33 protein-coding genes are annotated in these 22,639 nt (G+C 70.6%); 11 read left to right on the plus strand and 22 right to left on the minus strand.

Going from position 1 to position 22,639, the window contains the following annotated elements:
- Nucleotides 1–194: 194 nt before the first annotated feature.
- Nucleotides 195–1,049: a hypothetical protein gene (locus ACYQ1K_RS13685; RefSeq protein WP_459983585.1), complete on the plus strand. Its 855-nt coding sequence runs from the start codon at nt 195–197 to the stop codon at nt 1,047–1,049.
- A 217-nt stretch (nt 1,050–1,266) separates the two neighbouring features.
- Here the strand turns inward: ACYQ1K_RS13685 and ACYQ1K_RS13690 are convergent, their stop codons facing one another.
- The 8 genes from ACYQ1K_RS13690 to ACYQ1K_RS13725 all read right to left on the minus strand — a co-directional run bounded on the left by ACYQ1K_RS13690 (nt 1,267) and on the right by ACYQ1K_RS13725 (nt 6,135).
- On the minus strand, nt 1,267–1,494 hold the full coding sequence (locus ACYQ1K_RS13690) for a hypothetical protein (RefSeq protein ID WP_459983586.1): 228 nt from the start codon (nt 1,492–1,494) through the stop codon (nt 1,267–1,269).
- A gap of 124 nt (nt 1,495–1,618) precedes the next feature.
- A complete protein-coding gene (locus tag ACYQ1K_RS13695; RefSeq protein WP_459983587.1) occupies nt 1,619–2,068 on the minus strand; it encodes a hypothetical protein in 450 nt (149 codons plus the stop codon).
- A gap of 17 nt (nt 2,069–2,085) precedes the next feature.
- Entirely contained in the window at nt 2,086–2,610 is a 525-nt protein-coding gene (locus tag ACYQ1K_RS13700) for a thermonuclease family protein (RefSeq protein WP_459983589.1), read from the minus strand.
- Nucleotides 2,607–3,539, minus strand: a complete 933-nt coding sequence (locus ACYQ1K_RS13705; protein WP_459983591.1) for a helix-turn-helix domain-containing protein — start codon at nt 3,537–3,539, stop codon at nt 2,607–2,609. The genes ACYQ1K_RS13700 and ACYQ1K_RS13705 overlap by 4 nt, the downstream gene beginning before the upstream one ends.
- Before the next feature lie 14 nt (nt 3,540–3,553).
- Nucleotides 3,554–4,270: a hypothetical protein gene (locus ACYQ1K_RS13710; protein ID WP_459983592.1), complete on the minus strand. Its 717-nt coding sequence runs from the start codon at nt 4,268–4,270 to the stop codon at nt 3,554–3,556.
- Nucleotides 4,267–4,434, minus strand: coding sequence for a hypothetical protein (locus ACYQ1K_RS13715; protein ID WP_459983594.1), 168 nt, complete (start codon nt 4,432–4,434; stop codon nt 4,267–4,269). The genes ACYQ1K_RS13710 and ACYQ1K_RS13715 overlap by 4 nt, the downstream gene beginning before the upstream one ends.
- Nucleotides 4,435–4,545: 111 nt before the next feature.
- Nucleotides 4,546–4,953: a hypothetical protein gene (locus ACYQ1K_RS13720; RefSeq protein WP_459983595.1), complete on the minus strand. Its 408-nt coding sequence runs from the start codon at nt 4,951–4,953 to the stop codon at nt 4,546–4,548.
- Between the two features lie 96 nt (nt 4,954–5,049).
- Nucleotides 5,050–6,135 carry an IS110 family RNA-guided transposase gene (locus ACYQ1K_RS13725; RefSeq protein ID WP_459983596.1) on the minus strand — a complete coding sequence of 362 codons (1,086 nt, stop codon included), beginning with the start codon at nt 6,133–6,135 and terminating at the stop codon, nt 5,050–5,052.
- Nucleotides 6,136–6,447: 312 nt separating this feature from the next.
- Between ACYQ1K_RS13725 and ACYQ1K_RS13730 the strand changes: the two genes are divergently transcribed.
- A complete protein-coding gene (locus ACYQ1K_RS13730) occupies nt 6,448–6,693 on the plus strand; it encodes a hypothetical protein (protein ID WP_459983598.1) in 246 nt (81 codons plus the stop codon).
- A gap of 408 nt (nt 6,694–7,101) precedes the next feature.
- Here the strand turns inward: ACYQ1K_RS13730 and ACYQ1K_RS13735 are convergent, their stop codons facing one another.
- The 4 genes from ACYQ1K_RS13735 to ACYQ1K_RS13750 are packed head-to-tail and all read right to left on the minus strand — an operon-like array spanning nt 7,102 to nt 9,429.
- Nucleotides 7,102–7,314: a hypothetical protein gene (locus ACYQ1K_RS13735; RefSeq protein WP_459983600.1), complete on the minus strand. Its 213-nt coding sequence runs from the start codon at nt 7,312–7,314 to the stop codon at nt 7,102–7,104.
- Entirely contained in the window at nt 7,311–7,946 is a 636-nt protein-coding gene (locus ACYQ1K_RS13740) for a hypothetical protein (protein ID WP_459983601.1), read from the minus strand. The genes ACYQ1K_RS13735 and ACYQ1K_RS13740 overlap by 4 nt, the downstream gene beginning before the upstream one ends.
- A gap of 5 nt (nt 7,947–7,951) precedes the next feature.
- Nucleotides 7,952–8,119 (minus strand): hypothetical protein, encoded by a 168-nt coding sequence (locus ACYQ1K_RS13745; RefSeq protein ID WP_459983603.1) that lies wholly within the window; start codon nt 8,117–8,119, stop codon nt 7,952–7,954.
- A 5-nt stretch (nt 8,120–8,124) separates the two neighbouring features.
- Nucleotides 8,125–9,429 carry a hypothetical protein gene (locus tag ACYQ1K_RS13750; RefSeq protein ID WP_459983605.1) on the minus strand — a complete coding sequence of 435 codons (1,305 nt, stop codon included), beginning with the start codon at nt 9,427–9,429 and terminating at the stop codon, nt 8,125–8,127.
- Between the two features lie 357 nt (nt 9,430–9,786).
- Here ACYQ1K_RS13750 and ACYQ1K_RS13755 point away from each other — a divergent pair, with 357 nt between their 5' ends.
- The 7 genes from ACYQ1K_RS13755 to ACYQ1K_RS13785 all read left to right on the plus strand — a co-directional run bounded on the left by ACYQ1K_RS13755 (nt 9,787) and on the right by ACYQ1K_RS13785 (nt 14,295).
- Nucleotides 9,787–10,188: a hypothetical protein gene (locus tag ACYQ1K_RS13755; protein WP_459983607.1), complete on the plus strand. Its 402-nt coding sequence runs from the start codon at nt 9,787–9,789 to the stop codon at nt 10,186–10,188.
- 8 nt (nt 10,189–10,196) lie between these two features.
- Nucleotides 10,197–10,907 carry an RES domain-containing protein gene (locus ACYQ1K_RS13760; RefSeq protein WP_459983608.1) on the plus strand — a complete coding sequence of 237 codons (711 nt, stop codon included), beginning with the start codon at nt 10,197–10,199 and terminating at the stop codon, nt 10,905–10,907.
- Nucleotides 10,908–10,966: 59 nt separating this feature from the next.
- Nucleotides 10,967–11,221: a hypothetical protein gene (locus ACYQ1K_RS13765; protein WP_257754579.1), complete on the plus strand. Its 255-nt coding sequence runs from the start codon at nt 10,967–10,969 to the stop codon at nt 11,219–11,221.
- Nucleotides 11,221–11,535, plus strand: a complete 315-nt coding sequence (locus ACYQ1K_RS13770) for a hypothetical protein (RefSeq protein ID WP_459983609.1) — start codon at nt 11,221–11,223, stop codon at nt 11,533–11,535. Before ACYQ1K_RS13765 ends, ACYQ1K_RS13770 begins: the two co-directional genes overlap by 1 nt.
- On the plus strand, nt 11,532–12,323 hold the full coding sequence (locus ACYQ1K_RS13775; RefSeq protein WP_459983611.1) for a protein NO VEIN domain-containing protein: 792 nt from the start codon (nt 11,532–11,534) through the stop codon (nt 12,321–12,323). The genes ACYQ1K_RS13770 and ACYQ1K_RS13775 overlap by 4 nt, the downstream gene beginning before the upstream one ends.
- 8 nt (nt 12,324–12,331) lie before the next feature.
- A complete protein-coding gene (locus ACYQ1K_RS13780; protein ID WP_459983612.1) occupies nt 12,332–13,612 on the plus strand; it encodes a restriction endonuclease in 1,281 nt (426 codons plus the stop codon).
- A 185-nt stretch (nt 13,613–13,797) separates the two neighbouring features.
- A complete protein-coding gene (locus tag ACYQ1K_RS13785; RefSeq protein WP_459983613.1) occupies nt 13,798–14,295 on the plus strand; it encodes a hypothetical protein in 498 nt (165 codons plus the stop codon).
- Here ACYQ1K_RS13785 and ACYQ1K_RS13790 read toward each other — a convergent pair.
- The 5 genes from ACYQ1K_RS13790 to ACYQ1K_RS13810 all read right to left on the minus strand — a co-directional run bounded on the left by ACYQ1K_RS13790 (nt 14,268) and on the right by ACYQ1K_RS13810 (nt 17,813).
- On the minus strand, nt 14,268–15,347 hold the full coding sequence (locus tag ACYQ1K_RS13790; protein ID WP_459983615.1) for a competence protein CoiA family protein: 1,080 nt from the start codon (nt 15,345–15,347) through the stop codon (nt 14,268–14,270). The two genes, ACYQ1K_RS13785 and ACYQ1K_RS13790, sit on opposite strands and share 28 nt — an antisense overlap.
- 189 nt (nt 15,348–15,536) lie before the next feature.
- Nucleotides 15,537–16,025, minus strand: a complete 489-nt coding sequence (locus tag ACYQ1K_RS13795; protein WP_459983617.1) for a GIY-YIG nuclease family protein — start codon at nt 16,023–16,025, stop codon at nt 15,537–15,539.
- On the minus strand, nt 16,025–16,345 hold the full coding sequence (locus ACYQ1K_RS13800) for a hypothetical protein (protein ID WP_459983618.1): 321 nt from the start codon (nt 16,343–16,345) through the stop codon (nt 16,025–16,027). The genes ACYQ1K_RS13795 and ACYQ1K_RS13800 overlap by 1 nt, the downstream gene beginning before the upstream one ends.
- Entirely contained in the window at nt 16,342–17,052 is a 711-nt protein-coding gene (locus tag ACYQ1K_RS13805; RefSeq protein ID WP_459983619.1) for a hypothetical protein, read from the minus strand. Before ACYQ1K_RS13805 ends, ACYQ1K_RS13800 begins: the two co-directional genes overlap by 4 nt.
- Nucleotides 17,049–17,813: a hypothetical protein gene (locus ACYQ1K_RS13810; RefSeq protein ID WP_459983620.1), complete on the minus strand. Its 765-nt coding sequence runs from the start codon at nt 17,811–17,813 to the stop codon at nt 17,049–17,051. The genes ACYQ1K_RS13805 and ACYQ1K_RS13810 overlap by 4 nt, the downstream gene beginning before the upstream one ends.
- Before the next feature lie 110 nt (nt 17,814–17,923).
- Between ACYQ1K_RS13810 and ACYQ1K_RS13815 the strand changes: the two genes are divergently transcribed.
- The gene (locus ACYQ1K_RS13815; RefSeq protein WP_459983622.1) at nt 17,924–18,352 is read left to right on the plus strand and encodes a LexA family protein; all 429 of its coding nucleotides are present in this window, start codon (nt 17,924–17,926) and stop codon (nt 18,350–18,352) included.
- Nucleotides 18,353–18,357: 5 nt separating this feature from the next.
- The gene (locus ACYQ1K_RS13820) at nt 18,358–19,629 is read left to right on the plus strand and encodes a Y-family DNA polymerase (RefSeq protein ID WP_459983624.1); all 1,272 of its coding nucleotides are present in this window, start codon (nt 18,358–18,360) and stop codon (nt 19,627–19,629) included.
- Nucleotides 19,630–19,653: 24 nt separating this feature from the next.
- Here ACYQ1K_RS13820 and ACYQ1K_RS13825 read toward each other — a convergent pair whose 3' ends face one another.
- The 5 genes from ACYQ1K_RS13825 to ACYQ1K_RS13845 all read right to left on the minus strand — a co-directional run bounded on the left by ACYQ1K_RS13825 (nt 19,654) and on the right by ACYQ1K_RS13845 (nt 22,624).
- Entirely contained in the window at nt 19,654–20,667 is a 1,014-nt protein-coding gene (locus ACYQ1K_RS13825) for a hypothetical protein (RefSeq protein ID WP_459983625.1), read from the minus strand.
- The gene (locus ACYQ1K_RS13830) at nt 20,667–21,185 is read right to left on the minus strand and encodes a hypothetical protein (RefSeq protein WP_459983626.1); all 519 of its coding nucleotides are present in this window, start codon (nt 21,183–21,185) and stop codon (nt 20,667–20,669) included. Before ACYQ1K_RS13830 ends, ACYQ1K_RS13825 begins: the two co-directional genes overlap by 1 nt.
- 34 nt (nt 21,186–21,219) lie before the next feature.
- Nucleotides 21,220–21,345: a hypothetical protein gene (locus tag ACYQ1K_RS13835; RefSeq protein WP_459983628.1), complete on the minus strand. Its 126-nt coding sequence runs from the start codon at nt 21,343–21,345 to the stop codon at nt 21,220–21,222.
- A gap of 92 nt (nt 21,346–21,437) precedes the next feature.
- Nucleotides 21,438–22,463, minus strand: a complete 1,026-nt coding sequence (dprA, locus tag ACYQ1K_RS13840; protein WP_459983629.1) for a DNA-processing protein DprA — start codon at nt 22,461–22,463, stop codon at nt 21,438–21,440.
- Nucleotides 22,460–22,624 (minus strand): hypothetical protein, encoded by a 165-nt coding sequence (locus ACYQ1K_RS13845; RefSeq protein WP_459983631.1) that lies wholly within the window; start codon nt 22,622–22,624, stop codon nt 22,460–22,462. The genes dprA and ACYQ1K_RS13845 overlap by 4 nt, the downstream gene beginning before the upstream one ends.
- Nucleotides 22,625–22,639 lie beyond the last annotated feature (15 nt).

Genomic DNA, 22,639 nt, shown 5'->3' on the forward strand with positions numbered 1-22,639 from the left:
AACCCACGTCCGGGTCGGTCCTCGCTCCGCGAGACGGCGGGCTGTGGATAACTCGGGTGGTGTCGGCGGCTGGGCACAAACTGGTCTCGTTCGCCTATGTCGTATGGCGGTCGCCGGACGATCACTGCGGAGAAAGTCAAGAGATTCGGACTAGTGCTGACAGATGGAGGAGGGTTGTAATGATGAGGTTCCCGATGACCGTGCTGAGGGTGGTGACGCTGGCGCCGGCGCTGCTGGTGAGCTTCGTCCTCACCGTGGTGGTGTGCGCCCTGCTCACGCCTGCGCTTGGCCTGGTGGCGTTCCTGGCTGCTGCCGGCCTGCTGGTCGCGCTGGCGCTGGGCCGGTTCGAGCCGCAGGCGATCGCGGCGCTGACCCGTTCCCGGCCCGCGACTGCGGCCGAGCTCCAGGTGATGGGATCAGTGCTTGCCGAGCTGGGCGGCCGCGGGGTCGACGTCGACGCCCTGTTCGTACGCCGGCGTCAGACTCCGAGCACCCCGGTGGCTGTGGCGATCGCGGCTGGCGCTGTCGTGGTCAGCCCCGGTCTGGTCGACGCCACGTACCGGGGAGGGGTGACTGCCGCGGAGGCGGCCGCCGCAATGGCTCATGCCGTCGGCCGGCGGCGTGCGATCCGACCGCGGCTCGAGCTCGCGGTGCTGGCGGCGACGGCGCCGTGGCGGCTGGTGGTCGCGGCGTTCCGCGGCGTGGCCCGGGCGTTCGCCTGGCTCCCGTTCATGCGGCTGGCGTGGACGCTGCGAGGTGTCGCCGGGGTGATCTGCATCGTGCAGTCGGTCGCCGAGGGCCGGGCCTCTCCGGGGATCCTGGGAGGCGCCGTGATCCTCCTGACCTACCTGGTGCCGGCGGCCAGCCGGCGGATCGAGGCCAGCGCGGAGGCCGCGGCCGACCAGCTGGTGGTCTCCCTGGGCCTGGGCGCCGTGCTGGCTGGCCTGCTCCGGCGTCATGGCCATCCGATGACGCTCGAGCGGCTGCAGCGCCTGGAGGCGGCCGCCGAGCCCCCGGCGCGGCCGCGGCTGCACCTGGTCCACGGCTAGGCACACTCTCCGGCGCTGCAGGTCCGCCGGGCTACTCGTCGTCGACGAAGCCGGAGGTGGAGTGGTGCACACAGCCGCGGCCGTTGCACTCGTGCGGCTTGTGGTTCATGCACGGCAGCGAACCCAGCCTGTGGGAGCAGTCGACCCAACGGACCGTTGTCCGGCCGGGGACGTGACTGACGTCCGCTGATGCGAGCGCGGTTGCCATCACGAGCTCCTAGCGGCGCGGGCCGCGGCGGCGGCCGAGCTGGGGCCGCTGGTAGGCGGCCGTGCCGGTGTGGTCGTGCTGGCGACCGGAACGGTGGACCTGCGCGATCTCGGCGTCGGGGGAGGGGCCGGTGTCGGCGGCCGCGGCCTGGGCGGCCTCCTCGGTCGCCCTGATCTCCTCGGCGCGCTGTCGGGCCTCTTCCTCGAGGGCGGCTTCCTCGCGAGCGGCTTCACTCATGTGAACTCCCATTGGATCCCGTGGACCGGCACCGGCTGCGCCAGTGCTCCTTGGTCTCCTAAGTGCGGGCCAGGGGTGGGAGCGATCACCCGTGGCGGATCGGTCTCGATGGGCTCGGGTCCGATCACGCCGACTGGGCGAGCAGTGTGGCTCCCAGCAGCTGCGCGGTGTGCTCGAGGAACGCCAGTGACCCGTTCGCGCCCGGCCGGTCGCAGCACGGGTGGGTGTCGAAGCCCTCGTCGACGACGATGCGGTGCAGCTGGCCACCGCACGCGCGACAGCGGCGGTCGGCGTGGGTGGGGCACTGGTCGGCCGCCACGGCGCAGGGCAGGCACGCAGCAGGCGCCGGCGGGCTCACCTGGTGGTCGCGGTCCCAGTCGCGGCGCTGCCGCAGCAGCGTGGCGGTCTGTTGCCATAGCGCCGGCTCGAGGTGCTCCGGCGCCGGTCGGCCGAGGGCCTGGTCGACGGCAAGGCTGCGCAGCTGCTCGCCGCAGCCGAGGAGGCGTTCGTCGACGCCGCGGGCGTAGCACCACCGGGCCAGCATCTTCGCGGCCAGCGTCATCTGCTCGTCCATCACCTCCACCTGAGCTCTCAGCAGCTTCCCCACAAGCCGCGCTCAGCGCCCTGGGCGTCATCGAATGCGGCGGCGTACGACTTCTCGCGGGCAAGCGCCTGGTCTGCTTCGTAGCGGCGGGCGGCGCCGCTGGCTAGGAGCTCGCCGGCTACGTCGACGTCGTCATGGTCGACGTAGCGCAGCAGCCGGTCGTAGCGGTCACGGCTGGGCTGGGCGGTGTCGGTGACCAGGTCGACGGTGCTGCCCACCGGCGCAAGTCGCTCGAGCAGGCGCGTGGCATCCGTGGCGTAGCACTCGGCCGGCGCCGGCGGATGAGCGACTTCGGGGGCATCGATCCCGAGCAGCCGAACTCGGCCGAGCTGGCGGCCGCCGAGCGTCTCGACGCGGATCGTGTCGCCGTCGACGACCGCTGTCACGCGCACTTGGCTGGTCTTGCCCTCAGCGGGCTCGGGGCCTGACTGGACTCCGGGGATCGCGGCCTTGATCCCGCAGGCGGTGAGAGCGAGGACCGCGGCCGCGGCCAGACCGATCAGGGCCTTCACCGGGCCACCCTCAGCTGCGCCCGCTCGCCAGCAACGGGGATCGCCCGCTGCTGCTCGCGCAGGCCGAGGGAGCGGTGGCCGCCCTCGGGCACGTGCTCGTCGACGTCGAGCCGGCCGGCGCCGGCCGGCTGCTCGGGGAGATCCGCGGCGATCTTGGCGGCCAGGTCCCGAAGCGGCGGGGTCTTCTCGATGCGGCGGGTGGCCTGCAGCACCGTGGTGTGGTCTCGCTCGAAGTGCCGGGCGATCGTGGGCAGGCTGTGCCCGTGGATCCTGGCGGCCGTCATGGCCACGGCCCGGGCATCCGCGGCCGCCCGGCTCCGGTCCGTTCCCAGGAGGACCTCCGGGGTGGTGTTAAAGGCCCCCGCGGCCGCCACCACGGCGTGCTCGACCGGGCCATCGGGCTCGAACGTCGAGGCCGGCGGCCGCTGGGGGAGGTCGACCACGTTCTCCTCGGCGCGGGGGAGACGGGCGGTGTAGCGGCTGTTGATGTGCTCGCTCACCCTGGCCGCGGCGTCGGCGAGCCTGGGCCGCTCGGCGGTGCGACGGACCGCATGGATCACCGAGCCGTGGTCCTTGTTGAAGTGCTCGGCGATCGTCGGCAGGGACAAGCCGGTCTCGCGGGCGGCCGTCATCGCCACCGCACGGGCATCGCTGACTGGCCGGCTGCGCTCGGCGCTGAGGATCGCCTCCGGGGTGGTGCCGAACATCGGAGCGGTGGCGTTGATGGCCAGCTCGCACACCGCGGCCGGGCCTGTTGCCGAGGAGGCTGGCGCGCTCTGGTCGACCTGGGCGGCCAGCACCGTGACCAGCGAGCGCAGCTGCTCGGCGTCCAGCGGTGCGATCAGGTCGGCGACCTGGTCGTGTTCGCCGCGGCCGGCGGCATCGAGGATGAGGCCGGCCAGTTGGCGGCCGCCCTGGTCGAGGTCCATGAGCGTTCTCCCGCCTACCGTGCCGGCGATCCGTAAGCCGGGGCCGCTGCTTGGCGAGGCACCTGGGCGCGGCCCTGTTCGGCCATCCGCCGGCGTGCGTTGTCGGTGATCTCGGTGGCGATGCCGGCCGACTGCCGGGCGCTGGCCGCGGCGTGGTCCACGACGTTCTCCAGCAGGCGCACGTCTTCGTCGGCGCGGCCCAGCTCCTTGCCCGCGGTCGCGATGCTCCGCTCGAGGGTGACCGGTTCCAGCAATGACGGCGGGGTCACTTGCTGAGCCGCGAGGTGGGCGCTGTCGACGTGCTGGGCGGTCAACCGGGCAATCGGCTTGGCCAGGTCGATCATCTCGCCCATGACTGCGAGGCGTGGCTTCAACTGGGCGACCTCGACGGCGAGATCGGGATCGCTGCTGTCGACATCGCGGAGGACGTCGTGGGCATCGGCGATCGCCTGGGATGCACGCTCCAGGTGCCCGGTGAGCTCGTCGGCCAGCTCGGCGTTGTCGCTGCAGCGCCGCTGCAGACGGCTCAAGTGCTCGCCGGCGGCCTCCAGGTAGTAGCCGCCGCGTTCGCTGAGGCGGGCCTTCGCGGAGTCGAGCTCGGCGTCATCAAGCACCCGGATCGCGGAGTTGATCGTGGTGTGCAGCTCGTCGACGACGCCGCGTGCGCGTCCTACGGCCTGCTCGGCCATGAAGACTGCATCTGCCGCCTGCAGAGCGGTGTCCGTGGTCATGACGGCTCACCGCCTCCCGTGGTTGACGGGGGCATGCTGCTCGCCGGCGGGAGGATCTCACGGAGGCGATCGAGCGCGGCCAGGGCCTGCTCGAGGTGTTCGCGGGCCTCCTGGACCGGGTCGCGGTCGGCCGCGGCGGAGGGAGAATCGGTGGGCGTGCTCATGGCCAGCTCCTTGGTGGACCGGGGTCATCTCTCAGTCACCAAAGGAAGGTCGACCCACCGGGGCGATCACCCGGCGCGAAGAAATCTCGCGGCCGCCTCAGCTGGTCCGGGTCAGGGCTGGTCCCAGGGCATCGACTCCTGCCCGTCGTCGACCCCCTGGCTGATGACGTGCGCAGTGGCGTTGCGCGCGGCGTCGAGGTGCTTGTGCAGGTCGACCGCGAGGCCCCGGGCCTCCTCGAGGTGGAGCCGCGCAACGCCGATCGCCATTGCTGGGTCCGACTCGTCGGTTATCGCGTCCGTGCTGAGCACCTGTTGGGCCAGGGCCTGCTCGAGCGTGGTGGACAGCTGCGAGAACGCCTGGGGGAGCGCGGCCGCGAGGTCGGCGAACTCCGCGAGCTGGTCGGAGGTCTCGGACGGGATCTGGTCCCGGTCCCACATAGTTGCGCGGTTGAAGCCGTAGACGTGCTCGCGGGCCGCCGTCGCGTGCCCGCCTGCTGCGAGCTGGTCGTTGTCGTCCACCAGGTGCCCTTCCTGCCGAGAGGTAGGTATTGAGTCTCGCGGATCTCGCCGGCCGGTGCTCGGCCGCGGCGGCGAGGCTGAAGCTCCTATAGATCGTCAAGCGGCAATCTGAGTGGTAGACGCTGGTGCGGGCTTGTCGAGGGCGTCACGGATGAGCGGCAGAAGTTCGCGGGCGACGTAGCGCTTGAGACACCGCATGATCTCCCGCTTGCTGAGGCCCTGCTCGGTCCGCCTGGCGACGTAGTCGCGGGTGCGTTGGTCGTAGCGCATGCGGACCATCGCGACGGTGTAGAGAGCGCAGTTCGCGGCTCTGTCGCCGCCGCGGTTGAGGCGATGGCGATCGGTCCGACCCGACGAAGCGGGCAAAGGGCTCACGCCACACAAGGCGGCGAAGGCGGCCTCCGACCGCAGCCGCCCTGGGTTGTCCCCGGCTGTGACCAGGAGCTGTCCGGCGACCTCGGTGCCGACGCCGACCTGCTCGAGGAGACGGGGGGCGGTGGCGGTGATCAAGGTCTTGAGCTCGCGATCGGCGTCGGTGATCTCTTCGCCCAGGTGCTGGCAGCGGCGTGCGATTCTGCGTAGCGCGGTCTTGATCGCCTGCGTCGGGTCACGCAGGTCCTCGGTCGGCCGGAGTCGGGCGCAGGTGGCGATCAGCTCGGCCTGGCCGAGGCCGGTCATCTGTTCGCGGAGTTCGGCTGGTGCGGTGATCAGGGTCTGCCTCAGTGCGTTGATCGCGGCCGTTCTGGCCTTGATCGCGCCGCTGCGGGCGACTCGCAGTGCGCGGATGGACTCCACGACCCCGTCGTGGGTCTTGGGTGTTCCGGTGGCGGTGCCGGCCTGGACGGCGCGGGCTGCGGCGATGGCGTCGGCGGGATCGGACTTGCCGTGCTTGCGCCGAGCACGGCGGTCGGGCCGGTCGACCTCGACGAGAGTGGTGCCACGGCTGGTGAGGTAGCGGGCCAGGCCAGCGCCGTAGGAGCCGGTCCCCTCGATTCCGATTGCCGAGATGCGCCCGTGCGCCTGGAGCCAGCACAGGAGTTGGCCGTAGCCGTGCGTTGTCGCAGGGAAAGTCGCGTAGCCGAGTTGGCGTCCGAGTTGGTCGAGCGCGGCGACGGTGTGGGTGTCGGCGTGGGTGTCGATCCCGCCGGTGATCTCGTCATCGTCTGGCTGCGTATCTAGCATTGGTGCTGTTCCGTTCTCTCGTACCGATGGGATCGGCACGCACCGCCGGTCGGGCGGACAGCACAGTGACGAGGACGCGGCCAAGCTCCTATCAGGTCACGCTCCGTCCGGCCGGTACGTGCGCCCCCGGACGCCGACGGATCAGACCCAAGGCACGAAGCCGGTGGACAACTGGGTCAAACGCCCGGGGGGCTACCGCGCCCATCCTTGTGGAGAACGTGGCCCTCAGATCATCACTGTGGACAAACGGGGAAGGGGCTTCCCTCCGGGCCTGCGGGACGGGAGACTGAGCGGCCAGACGACCAGGCGGCTTTGATCGCGCGGCGGGTGGTGCTCGCCGCCGCGGCCTGGTTCAACGCTCCGGCCGACGTCGAGGCCTACCGCCGGCTCGCCGCCGCGGTTGAGGAGTGGAACGCCTACGCCTCGCCGCAGCTCGAGGGCGGCGATGTTGATGAGCTGCTCGACGACCTGGCAGACGTCGCCCCGCCGATGCCGCTGGGCCAGGGGGTCGCCGAGCTGGAGGCGGTGCTGCGCCGTCAGGCTCGGCGCGAGCTCTGATCAGCGGGCGATGCCGGCACCGGGTGTGCCCGGGTTGCCGCCGGCGTGCGGTGCGCGTGGTGAGAGCCGACGGCGGGCGGCCTCGTCCGGGCTCTCGGCCGGCGAGCCGATCTCCTTGATGTCCAGATCCGCCGGGGCGACCGCGGCGGGTTGGGCGGCCTCGCTGAGCGATCAGCCAGGTTCTCGATATCGGCCTCCAGGACCCGCTCGAGAAGGTCGGCGATACTCGTGGGGGAGCCGTCGCACCCAGCCACCAGTGCCTCGGCCAGCTGGTCGAGGGCGGCGTTGCCGCGGGCGGTGAAAGTGACGACTCCGGGGACCGGGTTCTCGGCTGGGGAAGTGCTCATGATCCACCTCGCTTCCTGGTCACCTATGTGCACAGGAAGGGTGGGAGCGATCAACCCGCGATCAATCGGTGGCGACTGGCTCGCGCTCGACCCGCAGGGCGATGATCCGCCACCCGTCGGGTACACGCCGGCGGGCGGCCGCGAGCGCCCGGTCGTAGTCGAGGTCCTCGACGATCAGCTCTTCTCGGCCGAGCGTGTAGCCGCCGCGGTGGTCGGGCGGGATCTCCTGAACCGTCGCGTAGAGGGTCACGGCTTGCGCAGGGTTGTCGGTCACGGTCGCTTGTCCTGGCCTGCCATGGTTCGCAGAAGGTCGACGTCGCGGCGCAATGCCGAGGGGAGTCCGGCGGCCTCGTCCGCGTCGCCCTCGTGTCCGACCAGTCCGGTCTCGGCCAGTTGGGCCGCGGTCTCGAGGAGGCGTGCCACACGCAGCAGCAGGGCTGGGGGCATCTGGACCGAGGGCTCGTCGTAGAAGTCCGTGGTCGCCACCTGGTCGCGGATGAGAAGGCCGAGGTAGCTCTGCGCATGGGCTACCTGCGCGACCCGGTCGCGGGTGTGCTCAAGGTCGTCGCGCTCGACCAAGAGAAGGCGGATGACCTCGCCCAGGCCGGCAAGGACCGTTCCCGCGAATCTCACGGGAATCGCTGCGGTTCGCGGGGCACTCATCAGGTCCGCGCCCGGTGTCTCCTCGACGAAGCCGAAGACGACCTCTCTGGCCATGCCGGCCAGGGCCTCGTCGGTGAGGTAGGTCCGTGCGGTGGTTGGGGTGACGCGCATCTGCTCGGCAACGAACTGGACCCGCTCGTCGAGCAGGTCGCCAGCCGCCGACCGGGACATCGTCATGCCGAGTTGGGAGACCGCCTCGAGCAGGTCGTCGATGCGCTTGTCGCGCCAGGTTCGTCTGGCCATCCCGCTCAGCCTTCCCGCACGGTGCTGACCGTGATCCGGAGGATCTGGCCAGAGGCGGTGATGAGGTCGAGCAGGTTGTCGACGACCTGCTTCATCTCCTCTGCAGTCGGGGTCGTGGTCTCGCCCATCGGGTGTGCGTCGGGTCCGCCGAACGCCTCGATCTTGTAGGCCACCTCAATCAGTCCTGGTCCCCGGCCGCGTCAGCTGGCCGGCCGTTGGCTTCGAGGAGACGCGACAACGGCGTCCCGGGGAGATCCTCGGGCGCTGGCGTGTCCATGAGCGCCTGCTCGACCAGGCGCTCGACGACGTAGGGCACGTCGGTGTGGCGGCTCAGATCTGAGGACCAGGTGAGGTCGACATCGACCAGGACGGGGACGGCCAGCCCGGGCAGCGCCCGAGCCGCGGCCTCGACGCGCTCCTTGAGGGCCTGGCCGTAGGCGGCGATCTCGCGGAGCCGCTGCTCCTCGATCTGCTCCTCGAGCGCATAGACAGGTCCCAGGAGGTCCTCGCGCTCCTGCTCGAGGCGGTCGTACTCGGCCGCGAGCTCGGGGGACTTCGGGAGCCACGTCTTGTCGATCGGCACGCCCGTGACACCCATCTCCTGACCGAGGAGCATGCGCTCGAAGTATGCCCGGGTCTCGGGGTTGGGGTCAGGGTCGGACGCCCGCCAGTCTTCGATCGACCACTCCGGTGCGGTTGGGTCGACGGGCTCCCACGGCCCCACCGAGAGCGGGTCGCCGTAGGCGTTGACGGTGCGCCGGTAGATCCACATGTAGGGCTCAAGGTCGACCGGCGGGTTGGCTGCTTCGGCGTCCTCGATCATCTGCCGGATCTCACGCTCGGCCGCGTCGTAGCTCTCCCACACCTGGGTCCGGTCGTTGACCAGGTCCTCGACGTAGAGGGTGATGGCCAGCGGCTCGGCGCGGTGTCGCCACAGGTCGTTCTCGTCGGGCCCGACAGTGCTCTCCAGGAGGCTGCGGACGCCGGCGGCCTCCCAGGAGCCGGAGCGGCCAGCGAGGGCGGTCTCGATGCCGCCGAGGTTCGCCGTGGCGCCGGCCAGGGCGAGGGTGACGAACTCTGCCCAGTCGGCCTGCTCGCTGCGGGTGGGGTCGACCTCCCAGCGAACGTCGCGCAGGCTGCCATCGGCCGGCACGTCGACCGGTCGCAGCACGTCGCGGCGCAACCGGCCTGCCTCGGTCAGGACGGCGATCGCCTCCCGCAGCACGCTCGCGTACGGGCGCGCCGGCGTCGAGGTGGGCAGCACCGTAGTGATCGGCCCGTAGGTGATGGGGTTGCGCGAGGTGTTGTGCAGCGGATCTGGCTGACCGAGCAGGGGATGGTGAGCCAGGATTCGTCCGTCGATCGCGACGCGGTCCTCGCACGGCGCGATGGCCTCGACGGTGCCCACACCTACGACCGTGTCGTTGTAGACGATCACCGCCAGGGTGCACTCGGCGAGCGTTGCCAGCTTCGCCTTCCACACGCCGCGGGCTCGGTTCCACAGCTCGGCCGGTCCGAGTCCGGCGACGTATCCGATGTGGGTGCGACCGAGCGGGTCGGGCTGCGGTGCCGGGCGTTGGTCGACGAGTCGGATGCGGACGGCCTGGACGACCTGCGGGGCGGTCCAACGGTCGGCCGCGGAGGACGGCTGGGGAAGGGGCTGGCTCTCGCTTATGGATGCAACGCTACCGCCCCAGATTCTAACTAGTCAACTAGTTAACTTGCCTACTAGTTAGCATGATAGATGTTACCGGCGGTGTGATTAGCCCTGTGATTTAGCCCGCGATTCCACCCGTGATTCACTATTGGATTGTGCTGCACCCAGTGGCACACTGAGGGTATGAGCACTCAGTCGACCATCGCCCGCGGCGACCTTCGTGCGTACGAGGAGTCGGTGCGGCTGGCCACGCCGGAGCTCGTCGAGCGGCTGCGCGACCTGCTCGGCGCCAAGCTCGTGGCCTACCTGGGTTCGGTCCAGGACACCCGTGCCGTGCGCCAGTGGGCCGACTCGGCCGACACGCGCACCCCGTCCACCGAGGTCGTCAACCGGCTGCGGATGGCCTACCGGATCGCGGCCCTGCTGCGCGGGAAGGACTCTGCCGCTGTTGTCCAGGCGTGGTTCCAGGGCATGAACCCGCGGCTCGACGACGTCGCGCCGGCGCGGCTGTTACGTGAGGGCGATCTGGAGCAGGTCGGCCCCGAGGTCTTGGCGGCCGCGCGCGCGTTCGCTGCGGCTGGGTGACTGCGCCGGTGACCCAGGCACCTCAGCTGGTCGTCGTCGACGCGGCCGAGCAGGTCTGGCGCGTTGGCTTCATGCCGGAGCCCTGGGCCTGGTCGGGTTGGGAGTGGGCGGGCGCCGATGGCCGGTTTCACGGCCGCTGGGATGACCGGCAGGGCAACTTCCGCACCATCTACGCCGGCTCCACTCTCCTGGCTTGCCTGCTCGAGGTCCTCGCCGGGTTCCGGCCCGACCCGACCCTCGCGCTCGAGCTCGACTCCATCGTCGAGGACGACGAGGACGCCGCGGTGCACCCGACCGCCCGGGCCGGCGAGATCTCCTACGCCTGGCTCGAGCCGCGGTCGGCAGCGAGTGCGACGTTGACGGGTCGCTTCTGTGCCGTGACTGCCGCGGAGTCGATCGCAGCGCTGCGCCCGCAGTTCGTCGCCCTCGCGCACCTGCTGAGCCTGCACGACTTCGACGCGGCCGCACTCAGGGACGGGCGCCCGCGAGCGCTAACCCAGTCGGTGGCCACCTACCTCCACGCGACCACCGAGCTCGACGGCGTCACGTTCGCCTCCCGGCACGGGGACGACCTCGCACTGTGGGCCGTGTTCGAACGCGCCGAGGACCCCGCCATCAGCCGGACCCTCGACGCGATCGAGCACCACGCGCTCTCCCCCGAGCACCCCGACATCCAGGAGGCCTTCCGGATCCTCGGCCTCAGCTGGTCGACCACCTGAGGCCGACTGCAGCCGCTGTTCCGCTCCTTCACAGCGGGTCGACATGCCACGATGCGAGCGTGGGAATCTTCAAGCGCAGCGAGGCCGTCCGGGCCAAGAAGATCGGCGCACACGCCCGATATGTCGATGAGGACGTGCAGCGCGTTGACCTCAAGGTGACCAGCACCGACGGCGAGACGGCGACCATCGACCTCAGTCTCGACCAGACACGCCAGCTCGTCATCGACCTGACCAACGCCTACGGGGCATGCCGCCCTGCGCTCCTGGACCAGAAGCAGGTCGACCGGATCACCTCGTTCTTCGGGATGCGCTGATGACGCGCTACGAGTACGACGAGGAGGCCAGCGCAGCGTGGCACATGGACGTCGTGCACGAGGTCGACGACGCCACCGCACCCGTCTCGCGATGGGTCGATGCGATGCGTCGCCTCAACACGCTCAACGACCCGCTCGCCCGCAAGCTCTTGACACTGCATCGCGACTGCGGATCCGGCACCGGCGTCTGCGACTCCCTCGATGACGAACCTGACCCGATGGACCGACGGTCCAGCTGGGGATGCGAGACAACGCAGATCATCGCCGAGCACTTCGACGTCGACTACCCGCGAGGCCGCGAGCGATCGCCGTGACCTCACAGGACTCCAACGCTCGGTTCGTCGAGTTGATCCGCGCCGGTCTGGCGCGAGCTGACGACGCTGGCCTCGCACGCGTCCCGCTCAAGCTCTACCCGGCCGAGGAACGGGAAGAGCTCCTGAACCTCCTCCACGCGTACTTGTGGGACACCGCAGCGCCCTACGACGACGAATGGCATCGCTCGCCGGGCAACATCATGACCCTGTGGGCGGAGCTGCTCGAGATCGGCAAGGAGACGCGCGAGCGGCTCATCCCGCTGCGGACTGACCTCGTCAAGGTCCTCACGGAGCGGGGCCTGGGCTATCGAAGGCATCCACGGTCTGTGCCGGTGCTCGTGTGCGAGTACAGCGGCCCGATCGAGACCCCAGTCCACCCTGGCGACCCACGCGAGACCTCGAGCACCATCGCCGTCGGCGCCTGGGGCGCCGGGTTCGGCGACGCGGCCACGAACCGAAAGGTCGAGTTGGCCGCCGAGGCGGTGGTCCAACGCCACTACGAAGCCGCAGGATGGGCAATCACACGCGTCGCGCACCTCAAGTGCGGCTGGGATCTCACAGCGACGCGCCACGACGAGCAGCGTCACCTAGAGGTCAGGGGCGTATCGAGCTCCATACCCTCGGTGCTCCTGACCCGCAACGAGCTGCGCACCGCCGAGACCGATCCCGACTGGTCCTTGGCCGTGGTGACTGGCGCCCTGACCGACCCGACACTGGTCGAGTACGACCGGCAGACCGTCGTGGCGGCCGCCGACCCATCCGTCTACCGGGTCAACCTGGCCCCCTGACCGCAGCCATGGACGTCAGCACCGATCCGCGGACCCGCGAAGCCTGGGAGGCCTCCACGCGGGCCTCCTCCCACGCGCTACCGGACTCGCGTGTGTGGCGTCGCTTGCTGGCCGAGTTCGACGCGGGCGAGCTGGTGCTGTACCTCGATGTCTTCACCGATGGATCCCGGGACGTGTTCGTCGCTGTCACTTCTGAGCGCCTGCTGTCGTGGACCGTGCTGAGCGACCGATTCCGCAGAATGGTCCGCCGCAGCGTCCAGGTCACCGAGCACACCCGGACCGTGAATGGCGTGCTGCGCCTCTCCGACGGCAGCTCCTCGACCCCCTTGCGCCTGGTCGGTCGGCCCGAGCAACGCACGTCGCTACTGAAGGTGCTGCGGCTGCCGGCAGATGCCCGCCCGGTCCAGGCCGTCGTGCTCGACCTGACCACTTCGCCCAAGACCAAGTCGGCGTATGCAGCCAGTCCACTGCCGCCACCGGCCACCGGGCCAGTCGCCGACGCCGTGCTCAGCGCGCTCGGGTCCGCCAAGGCCCAGTGCCTGGTCCGAGCCGCCCAGATCAGCCTGCACCCAGCCCTTCCCGGCGGGGAGGTCGTCGTCGGCACCGGAACGAAGATCACCTTCGTCGCTGTCGGAGCCGACGCGAAGTCCCGGCCAACCATGGGGATCGGTCGTGGCTCATTGCGCTGGGACCTGCGCGGCCACGACCTGACCCTGTTCCACGACCAGCCCACTCGTTCGACCGTCGCCCAGCTGCGCGGCGATGCGCGTGCGCTCGAGGCAGTGGTCGCCCTCGTTCGGCGCTGGGCTGAGCTCGATGCCGTCGCCGAAGGCCAGCGGACCGTCAAGCAGCAGGCGCGCCGGGTCGCTGCAGCCGATGGCGTCCCTGCCATCCCGGCTATCCGACGCACCGGTCTCCTGGGGCGCAAGCGGGCCGCGCCGATCGGCACCTGGCAACAGGCCGAAGCAGCGGCCTGCGCGTGGTTGCGACAGATGGGGTACCACGACGCCAAGGTGACGCCTACCGGCAAGGACGCCGGCGTCGACGTCATCGCCCGCAAGGTCGTCGCCCAGGTCAAGTGGGAGGCCACCCCTGTCGGGCGGCCGAAGGTCCAGCAGCTCCACGGCGCGGCGGCGCATGCACGCAAGAAGGGAGCATTCTTCTCCCGGTCCGGCTACACCGCCGATGCCCGGGCATGGGCAGAGACGGCGGGCATTGCCGCGTTCGTCCTGCTCGACGACGGCTCGCTGGCACCCACAACCTCGGCCGCAAAGAAGATGATGCGCTGATGGCGCCGCGCGTAGTGGCAGTCGACGTCGGGTCGGTCCGGAGCAACTTCGCTTGGGCCGCAGTCGACCTACCCGGCCGACGGCCGGTTGGCGAGGGTGGCCGCCACCCAGAGGGAGCGGCGCAAGCAGTCCTCGAAGCGCTCGACTCCGGCGTGCCCGTGGCTCTCGGGTTTGAGGCTCCGTTGATGGTTCCAGTCAGCCCGGTCGGGTCCCTCGACGGGTGGAAGACCTTGGGGCAGGCGCGCCAGGGTGAGACCGTCGACGGTCGCTCGCGGCCATGGTCGGCCGGCGCCGGCAGCGGCGCCCTGGCCACTGGGCTGGTGCAGATGGCCTGGGTCCTCGAGCGCGTCGGGTTGGGGCGGCCCGCGCTTCGGTGCACGACCCGTCCTGAGTTGTGGCTGGCCGGCGACGCCAAATTGTTCGTGTGGGAGGCCTTCGTGTCTGGAACAGGGAAGCCGGTGCCGGCCGGGATCACCCAGCATGCCGCAGACGCGGCCGCGGCAGCGGACACCTTCGCCGAGCGCCTCGAGCAGGGCACGCTGAGCGCCTCGGACGTCGTGTGCACGCCGGCGTCGTCGTTCAACCTCGCCGCTGCCGCGGCGGCGTACGCCGGGTTGGCGATCGCCAGCAGCGAGCTGCGCGGCCAGGTGCAGGTCTACCGCACGCGCCCTGCCCTCCTGTAAGTGACCGTCGGCGTCGGCCGGTCCGGGATCTCCACCTCAAACAGCACGATCCGCTGTGCTGGCCCGCACGCCCGGACCAGGGCGTGGCGCTCTGCCTCGGTGGCGACGAACAGCGTCAGGCCGCGGACCCGATCGAGGACCTCGGCCGAGATCCTGCTGACCACCGGGCTGATCACGCCCTGCGGCATGTCGTGGACGAACAGCGGCACACCCATCGCCCACTCAGGCGTCGCGTCTCGCACGCCGACGTAGCCGCGCGCCTCGCGGCCGATGAGCTCGACCGCCTTCGGCGTCAGTGCCTGCTGTCGGGCGAGCTTGGCTGCGATCGCGGCCAGGTGGCGCTCATGCTCCGCTGAGGCCAGGTCGTCGTGTTCACGTCGCCGCTCACTGGCTTCCAGCTGGTTGCGTTCGGTAATGACGTGAGGCCGCGTGGTCCACACGATCCGTGCGGACTCCAGGAGAAACCTGCGGTACGAGAGGGCCTGGTGCGCTCTGATCGTGCCGGCAAGGACGCCGGCGACGAACACGCCTAGGTCTACGCCGGGCTCAACCGGGCGCCACCAGCCATGACCAGGACATGGCCCGGGGGCGCCGCCGTCGTTCTCGCAGCGCCGGCGAGGGCACCACGACTCTCGGAACACGCCGGTCCCGTCGACGACCGTGGCATCCACAGCCGTGGACGGCCCGGGCGCATCGGCCAGGGACAGCCGGATGGCGGGGACCGCTCCGATCCACGGCCGGTCGTGATCGGTGACCCAGCACACCGGCACCCCGGAAGCCTCCATCCGGGCGGTGCGCTCGCGCAGCTCGTCGACGGTGATCTGTGCCAGCTGAGCCTCCCAGGCCATCCTGCGGGCGCCGTCGGGGCTGGTGGCCAGGACGTCGGCCCTCCAGCCGTCTCCGGCGACCTCGAGCTCGGCGTACCAGCCGGCATCGCGAATGGCTGAGGCAAGCTGCAGCTTGAGCAGCCGGTGGGCCCTGGTCTCCCCGACCAGTGAGCAGTCCGGCGCTGCGCGGTCGTGGGCGAAGAACCGAAGCCCTTCGGCGAACACTTGGCGTGGAGCCCGTGCCCGCACTCCCTGCAGGTCAGGGGCGCGCGGGGTCGCGCTCGGTGGATTGCCTCCCAGGGCAGGTCCTCGCCGAGCGGGTCAACGGTTGCGTCCAGCACGCCGGCGTCGGCGTGCTGCGCCGTCAATGGCACGAGTGAACTCTGCCCCAGGGGACCGACGGATGGAGGCGTATCAGTTGCGGTTGAGCCCGTGCCGGCGGGAGTCGAGGGCGTACTTGTAGTGACTCTCGGCGGCGTCGATCTCGCGGGTGGGGGTGGCGGGATCGAACACTCTGAGCACCGACACGCGGAAGCTGGACGGGTCGAGGTTGCGGAGCTCGACGTTGCCGCCGTGGCCGTTGGTCGCGTAGGCGGCCCAGCGCTGCAGGATGTTCTCGGCACCGTCGGCCTTGCCGACGTAGTGGCGGCCGTCGCGGGTGTCGGTGATCAGGTAGACCCCGATCACCGATGAGAGTGCGGTGCGCCAGGCGGCGTAGCGGTGCTCGCGGATGACGGCCTGCAGCTGGGGGTAGTCCAGCGTGAGGGCGTCGAAGCCGGGGAACCTGACCGGCTCGGCGTCGGCGATCTCCATCACCGGGTACGCGGCCGCGGTGGTCGCGTTGATCCGCCAGGTGCGCGGGGAGCGCCACTGGATCACCAGCCGGTTCCGCAGGTCCCCCATCAGCTCGGCGTGCTCGAGGTGGAGGTGCGGCGCAGACCGTCGTGCTCGGTCTCGCCGTGGTTCACCAGGACAGACCACAGCCGGGCGCGGTCTCCGCCCTCGGGCCGGAACACGATCCAGATTCGAGGCGGCGAGGCCGGGAAGGTACGGGTGTTGGCCGACTGGACACTGGTGTAGGCGAGGATCTCGGCGTCGGATGAGTCGCCGTGGATGCCCACGGTCCCGTCGTCGTGTTCGCGCACGTAGGCGTGCCGGATGACCAGGGCCTCGGCCGGGTCCAGGCCGGCGCTGGCGATGACCGAGGCGAAGGTGAGCGTCATGAGGGATCTTCCGTTCCGGAATCGGTGGCGGGCGCCGCGGCAATGCTGACCAGCACGTCGTGGCCCAGTGAGGCGTCGACGGCGACGTGCAGGCCGAGGTCGGTGATCCGCCCGTCCTGCGGGTGCCAGTCGCGGTCCTCGCGGGTGCGGCCCAGGAGCGGGTCAAGAGCATCGATCGTGGGCTTCCACAGGGTCAGCCAGTTGCGTTGTGGGCCGACGACGAAGGACAGCTGCAGCTGCACCGGGCCGGCGGGGATCACCGCGGCGTCGACGACCGCCGACCGGACCTGTTCCTTATAGGCCGTCGTCGAGGCCGAGGCTGTGGTGCGGACCGTGTAGCTGGCTCCTGGCCCCGCGGTCTCGGCCGCAGGCACAACGAGGATCCGCGAGGTGTCGGCGTGCCTCTTGGTGCACCACACCGCGACCAGGCCCTCGTTGCGGAGCCGGGTGGCCAGCGGGAAGGCGTAGTTGTCCAGGTCAGCCATGTCGACCAGGTCGCGGCCGGCGGTCAGGCCGACCTCGAGCATCAGCGTCCAGATGCCGTTGGCCACCAGGTGGGGCGCCACCAGCTGCGCGGTGTCGTCGAGGTACTCGCGCAGTCGGACCTGGTCGGGGTCGGTCGACCTGTTCCAGCTGGCCAGGCGCGGGACCTTCCGGAGCACCAGGCCGTCACCGTCCGGGCGGCGGTACCACCTCGGGACCGTCACGGACGATGCACCATGCCAGCCTGGTCGATCCACCAGACCTCGATCTGTGCCGCAGTGAGAGACCCGACCGTCTCGGCGTGGAGATCGCGGTAGCGAGGGAAGTCGGGCAGGGCGATCACGCTGCCCCACGCCGGTTCCTTGCCTCGCAGCCGCATCGCGGCGAGCACGGCTTGTGAGTACCAGTGGCCGGCCTGGGTGCTCGGGCTGGTGCGCTTGGCCTCGCCGGCGCGTGCCGGGTCGGCGTAGTTGCGGCTGGGGAACCCCTTGACCTCCACCCCGACGGTCCGGCCGTCACGGGAGGCGATCACGTCGATGCCGTGCTCCTTGGTCGCGGTGTTCGCCACCGACAGGATGCGCCAGCCTTCGCCGGCCAAGGCGGTCACGAGGGCGGCCTGCACGTTGGCCTCGTTGTGCCACTCCCCTCCGACCTCGAGCGGGGCGACAGCGGACGGGGCGACAGCGGGCGGAGCTGCGGGCGCGGTCGGTGGCTGCGTCCGGGACTCGACATCGCCGGCGACCTCGAACCCCAGCGCCGCCAGGTGTCGACGAGCGGTGTGAGAGATGAACTCGGACCGCTGGATCCCCGTGGCTACCTCGAAGGCCTGAACCGCGGGGTACCACGTGTCGTTGATCCTCACTGCATGCTTGCGGATCGCATCCGGCGCAACGTCTGCCAGACGGGCCTCAACGACCTCGGGCGCCAGCTCGTAGCGCTGGCCGTTCAGCGTGAACCGAATCGGCGCACGGCCCTGACTCTTCATGGCCAGAAACTACGGCACTGGGCCGACACAAGGAGACCAATGCGGCGGCCGGCTGGCCCTGCCGCAGGTAGGTTCGGCTGCAGCCCCATCGGGCGTCTACTCTTCGCAGTATGTCGAACATACGTTCGACCGCGCGGGGAATGGCGGTCGAGACGACCGCCTCGTTCCCCAACCCTACCCAGGACTACTTCGAGGGCCAGGTCTCGCTCGATCGTCACCTGGTGCGCCGGCCGGCCTCGACCTTCGTGCTGCGGGTCAGCTCGGACTCGTTGGCCAGCATGGGCATCCGCTCCGGCGACGAGCTCCTGGTCGACCGCGCCCTCGCCCCCGCGCCGGGACGCGTCCTCGTGGTCCTCCTCGACGACGAGCGCCGTCTTGGACGCTTCGACGTCGTCGACGGTATGGCAGTTCTGGCCACCGACCTCGAGCAGATCCCACTGACCTCCGACGTCGAGCCCTGGGGGGTCGCCACGGTGTTGCTGCATCACCTCCCTCTCGGCCCCGCCGGAGAACGCGGCGATCGCGACGTCGCGAGGTAGAACCGATGGCTGGCTACACCTGGGGCACCGCCAACTCATCGCCACCGCTCGCGCTCGTCGACGTCCGCTCGATGTTCGTCTCCGTGGAACGGGTTCTCGACCCGACGCTGCGCGATCGCGCGGTCATCGTGCTGTCCAACAATGACGGGTGCGCGGTCTCCAGGTCCGACGAGGCCAAGGCCCTCGGAGTGCAGATGGGCGACCCGTGGTTCAAGCTCCGCGACAAGCCCCATCTGGCCGACCTGGTCGCCAAGTCGAGCAACTACGAGGAGTATGGCGCGTTCTCCAGCAGGTTCCACGAGACCGTCGCCACCATCTCAGCCACCACCGAGACCTACTCGGTCGACGAGGCCTTCGTCGGGCTGCCCCGCACGGACCCGGCCACGGCCACGCTCCAGGCCCGAGTACGCCAGTGGACCGGCCTGCCCACCGCGGCTGGCATCGGGCCGACCAAGACGCTGGCCAAGGTCGCCCAACGACACGCCAAGGCGATCCGGCAGCCGCTCGTCGACCTCACCACCTGGTCCCCCAGCGACGTCGGAGATCTCCTCGCCGCCACCCCAGTCTCTGAGGTGTGGGGCATCGGGTCGCGCCTCACCGCCGGCCTTGCCGGGCTCGGCATCCACACCGCGGGCGACCTCGCCCTGGCCGACGCCGGTGTCCTGCGGCGCCGCTGGTCGGTCGTCCTCGAGCGCACCGCGCGCGAGCTCGCCGGCGTGCCATGCATGCCCGTCGGGTTCACCCCCAAGGACCGCCAGCAGTTGATGTACTCCCGCATGCTCGGGGCCACGGTGAGCTCCTCGGCCGAGATCCGCAGCGTGCTGGCGCAGTACGCCGCGGCCGCGGCGCGACGGCTCAGGGCGCACGGCCTGGAAGCCGCCCTGATGCAGGTCTGGATCTCCAGCAGCCGGTTTCGCGACCAGGTCGACCATCACTCACACTCTGTCGCACTCGACCCGCCAACGTCGGACCCGCTGGCGCTCATGGATGCGACTCGCGGGCTGCTTGCCAAGATGAGGGAGGGGCATCCGTACAACAGGGCGGGAGTGATGCTCACGGGCTTGTCTCCCGCCGGCGCTCATCCGCTCCTGTGGGCGAACGAGAACCGACGATCCGTGCTCGCCGGCACGGTAGAGGAGATCTCCGACCGCTTCGGACGCCAGACGATCGGCTACGGCCCCACCGGGTTCCGGCACCGCCTGCGTTGGGACATGCGCCGCGAGTTGCTCAGCCCTGCAGCAACGACGCGTTGGGACCAGCTCCTGACCGTACGGTGAGCAACCTCGAGAACGCGCGCCCGATCAGGCGACGCCGTCGAGCTCCTCCACGGTGGCGTCCGCGTCGAGGTCCTCGAGCGCGAGCGGGGGCACCCAGCCCTGTTCCTTCGCGTAGCGTCGCGCCCGGGTCGCGGAGACTCGCTGCGGCACTGTGTCGGTGGGCGGCAAGGTCATGCACAGCTGGTCGAAGAGCGCGTTGGCCTTGTGGGCGGTGGCGACGGTGATCCGCCGCTCGCCACGGACGATCGGGATCACGTTCGCTGCGTACCGCAGCCCGAGCCGGCGACCGATCTCGGACATGGACCAGCCCAGCGCGACGAGCGCCTGCAGGCGGCGGGACACCGCGGCCGAGCGTTCCTGGTCAAGCACCGCGCCACCGGCCAACCCCAAGGGCGCCGACCATGCGGGGTCCAGGGCGTAGAGCTTCTCAGCGGTCTCACGCAGCACCCGCCGCGAGGGCGTCCGCGAGCCGTCGGACTGGCGCTTTCCGTACATCAGCTTCCACAGCGCGCCGTGGGCGACACCCGAGCGGACGGCGATCGTCTTGAGCCCCATCCCGGCCTCGCGCAGCTCCTGGACGTGCAGCCGCAGCGGGTAGGCGTCGACATACCGGTGGTAGCGGCCGTAGGCCTTCAACCGGTTGCGCTCGTTCTGTGCGGCGGTGTTGGCCGTCGCGCACGGCGTGCACCGGCAACGATCCAGGACGTAGCAGGCGCGGGTTCCGTGCTGGTGGTTCGCCTGCTTGTGGTGGCACGGCTTGGGTGTCCGGTCCACCGCGGCCGCGCGCTCCTGAGCCAGGGCGGCGAGCAGCATCGCCTCTTCCTGCTTGCGGCACGAATGACGGGAGAACCAGTAGCGGGCCTCGGTTGCGCCGGCGTTCTCGTAGACCGCCTCGAGCCCGCAGCGGGCACATCGGTGCCTGCGGTTCGCGCGGCGCACGCCGGCGGCGCACGCGTGGTCAGCGGCGGCGGCCGACGCCTTCTCCCTGGTCTTGTAGAGGCGCGACCAGCCGCACCCGCACACCGCCCGGGCGGCCATCAGCTGACGCCTCTCCGTGCGCCCTGATCGACCAGGACCAGGCGGGCCTCAGTGCTGGCCACCGACCGCAGCAGGGCGCCCTGCAGGGTGTGTGGCAGGGGCTCGGAGTCGGGGTTGAGGACTGCGGGGACGACGACCCGCAGGGTGCGGGGCCCGTGCGGGATCAGCAGTCCCCACCCCTCGGGCAGGTCGTCGCGCACGATCTCCCGCGCGGCCGCGACAAGCCACCAGTAGTGCATGTGAGGCCGGAAAGCGGCGGCCTTCGACGGATCGCGCAGCTCGGCGAGCCAGTCAGACCGCGACACCTTGACCTCGTGGCCGTGGAACACCGGCGGGGACGCCGTCGGCTGCTCACGACTCCAGGGCGTCGAGTGCATCGAGGTCGCCACGTAGTCGCAGATGCGGTGGCGCTGCAGCCGCAGTCCGGCCGGCACGTGCTCAGCTCGTAGGTACTTGGCGCAGCTCCAGCCGCCGTTGGTGACGCGGCTCGAGTAGCGGACGTTCAGTCGGTCCAGCATCGACCGTTCGGTGTGAGCGCCGCGCATGGTCGACTCACTCGGTGCTAGGTGCGTCGGCCCAGGTGAGCAGGTCGGGTGCGGCGTCCAGGACGCGCTCGACGCTCACGGTCCACGTCCAATCGACGCGGACCGCCGGCGGCTCGGTGGTCACGGTGAACATCGGTGGTTCCTCCTTGTCGGTTCGGATGGTTTCCCGAGAGTAGGTGCGCGCTCAGACCCGAATAGGGTTATCCACAGGGGCCGCCAGCGGCTTCATCGACGGGGTGCGGAGACCCCGGCCGCCGGTGCAGGAATCTCGCGCTGCGTGGAGCGCATCGGACTCGGGACGAAGGACTCGTCGATCTCCTCTGCGCTGCCGGTGGCGGTCGCAGCGTGGTTCACGAGGTCGGTGATCACGTCTTGTGCGGTGGTGACCATGCTGGCCTGGCCGAGACGGATCAGCTGGTTCACGCCGGTGGAGGCCGCGCTGCTGACCGGGCCGGGGACGCCCATGACGGGGCGGTGCAGGTTGGTGGTCCAGTGGGCGGTGTTGATCGCGCCACTGCGCAGAGCGCCCTCGACGACGACGGTCCCCTCAGCGAGGCCGGCGACGATCCGGTTCCGGGCTAGGAAGCGGGTACGGGTGGGGCCGGCTCCCGGGGGTGCCTCGGAGAGAACGAGACCCCGTTCGGCGATCGCCTCGAGCAGCTGGGCGTGCGCGGCCGGGTAGGGCCGGTCGAGGCCGCCGGGCAGGACGGCGATGGTGGTGCTGTCGGCGAGGAGGGCTCCGCGGTGGGCGGCCTGGTCGATGCCGTAGGAGAGACCGCTGATGACGGTGTGACCCATGGCGCCGAGGTCGCGGCTCAGCTCGGTGGCCTGTTCGGTGCCGTAGCCGGTGGCGGCTCGTGATCCGACCACGGCCACTCCCCAGCCAGCGAACCCGCGCAGCTCGTGTGATCCACGGACCCACAGGCCGACGGGTTCGCCGCCACGGTCGTGGAGGGCGCCGGTGTTGCGGAGTGCGCCGAGCTGGGTGGGCCACTCGGCGTCGCCGGGGACGATGAAGCGGATGCCCTGCTCGTCGGCCTGCTCGAGCACCTGGGCGGGGTCGACGCGGCCGAGCTCCTGGGCGAGGGCGAAGCCCCAGTGGTTCTCCACTTCGCTGGCGGCCTCGAGGTAGCCGAGGACCTTGCCGGCGCCGAGTTCGCTGACCAGGCCCGTGACTCGGAGGTCTCCGGGCTCGATGATCTTGCTGAGGGTGACGCGGGCGAGACGGTCGGTGTCGTCGACGCCGCTCATCCCTGGCCTCCCCACAGCAGGTCGAGGTCGGGTTCGTGGATCACGTCGAGACGCTTGTCGGGTGCGTAGGCCGCGGGCTCGGGCACCATCAGGCGGCGCAGCTGGCGCTCGGTGGCGCTGGGCTGGGTCTGGTCGAGCGGGGCGGTGTCGTCGTCGTTCATCGCGGGGTTTCCTTC

This window comes from Nocardioides sp. AN3 (assembly GCF_054653495.1).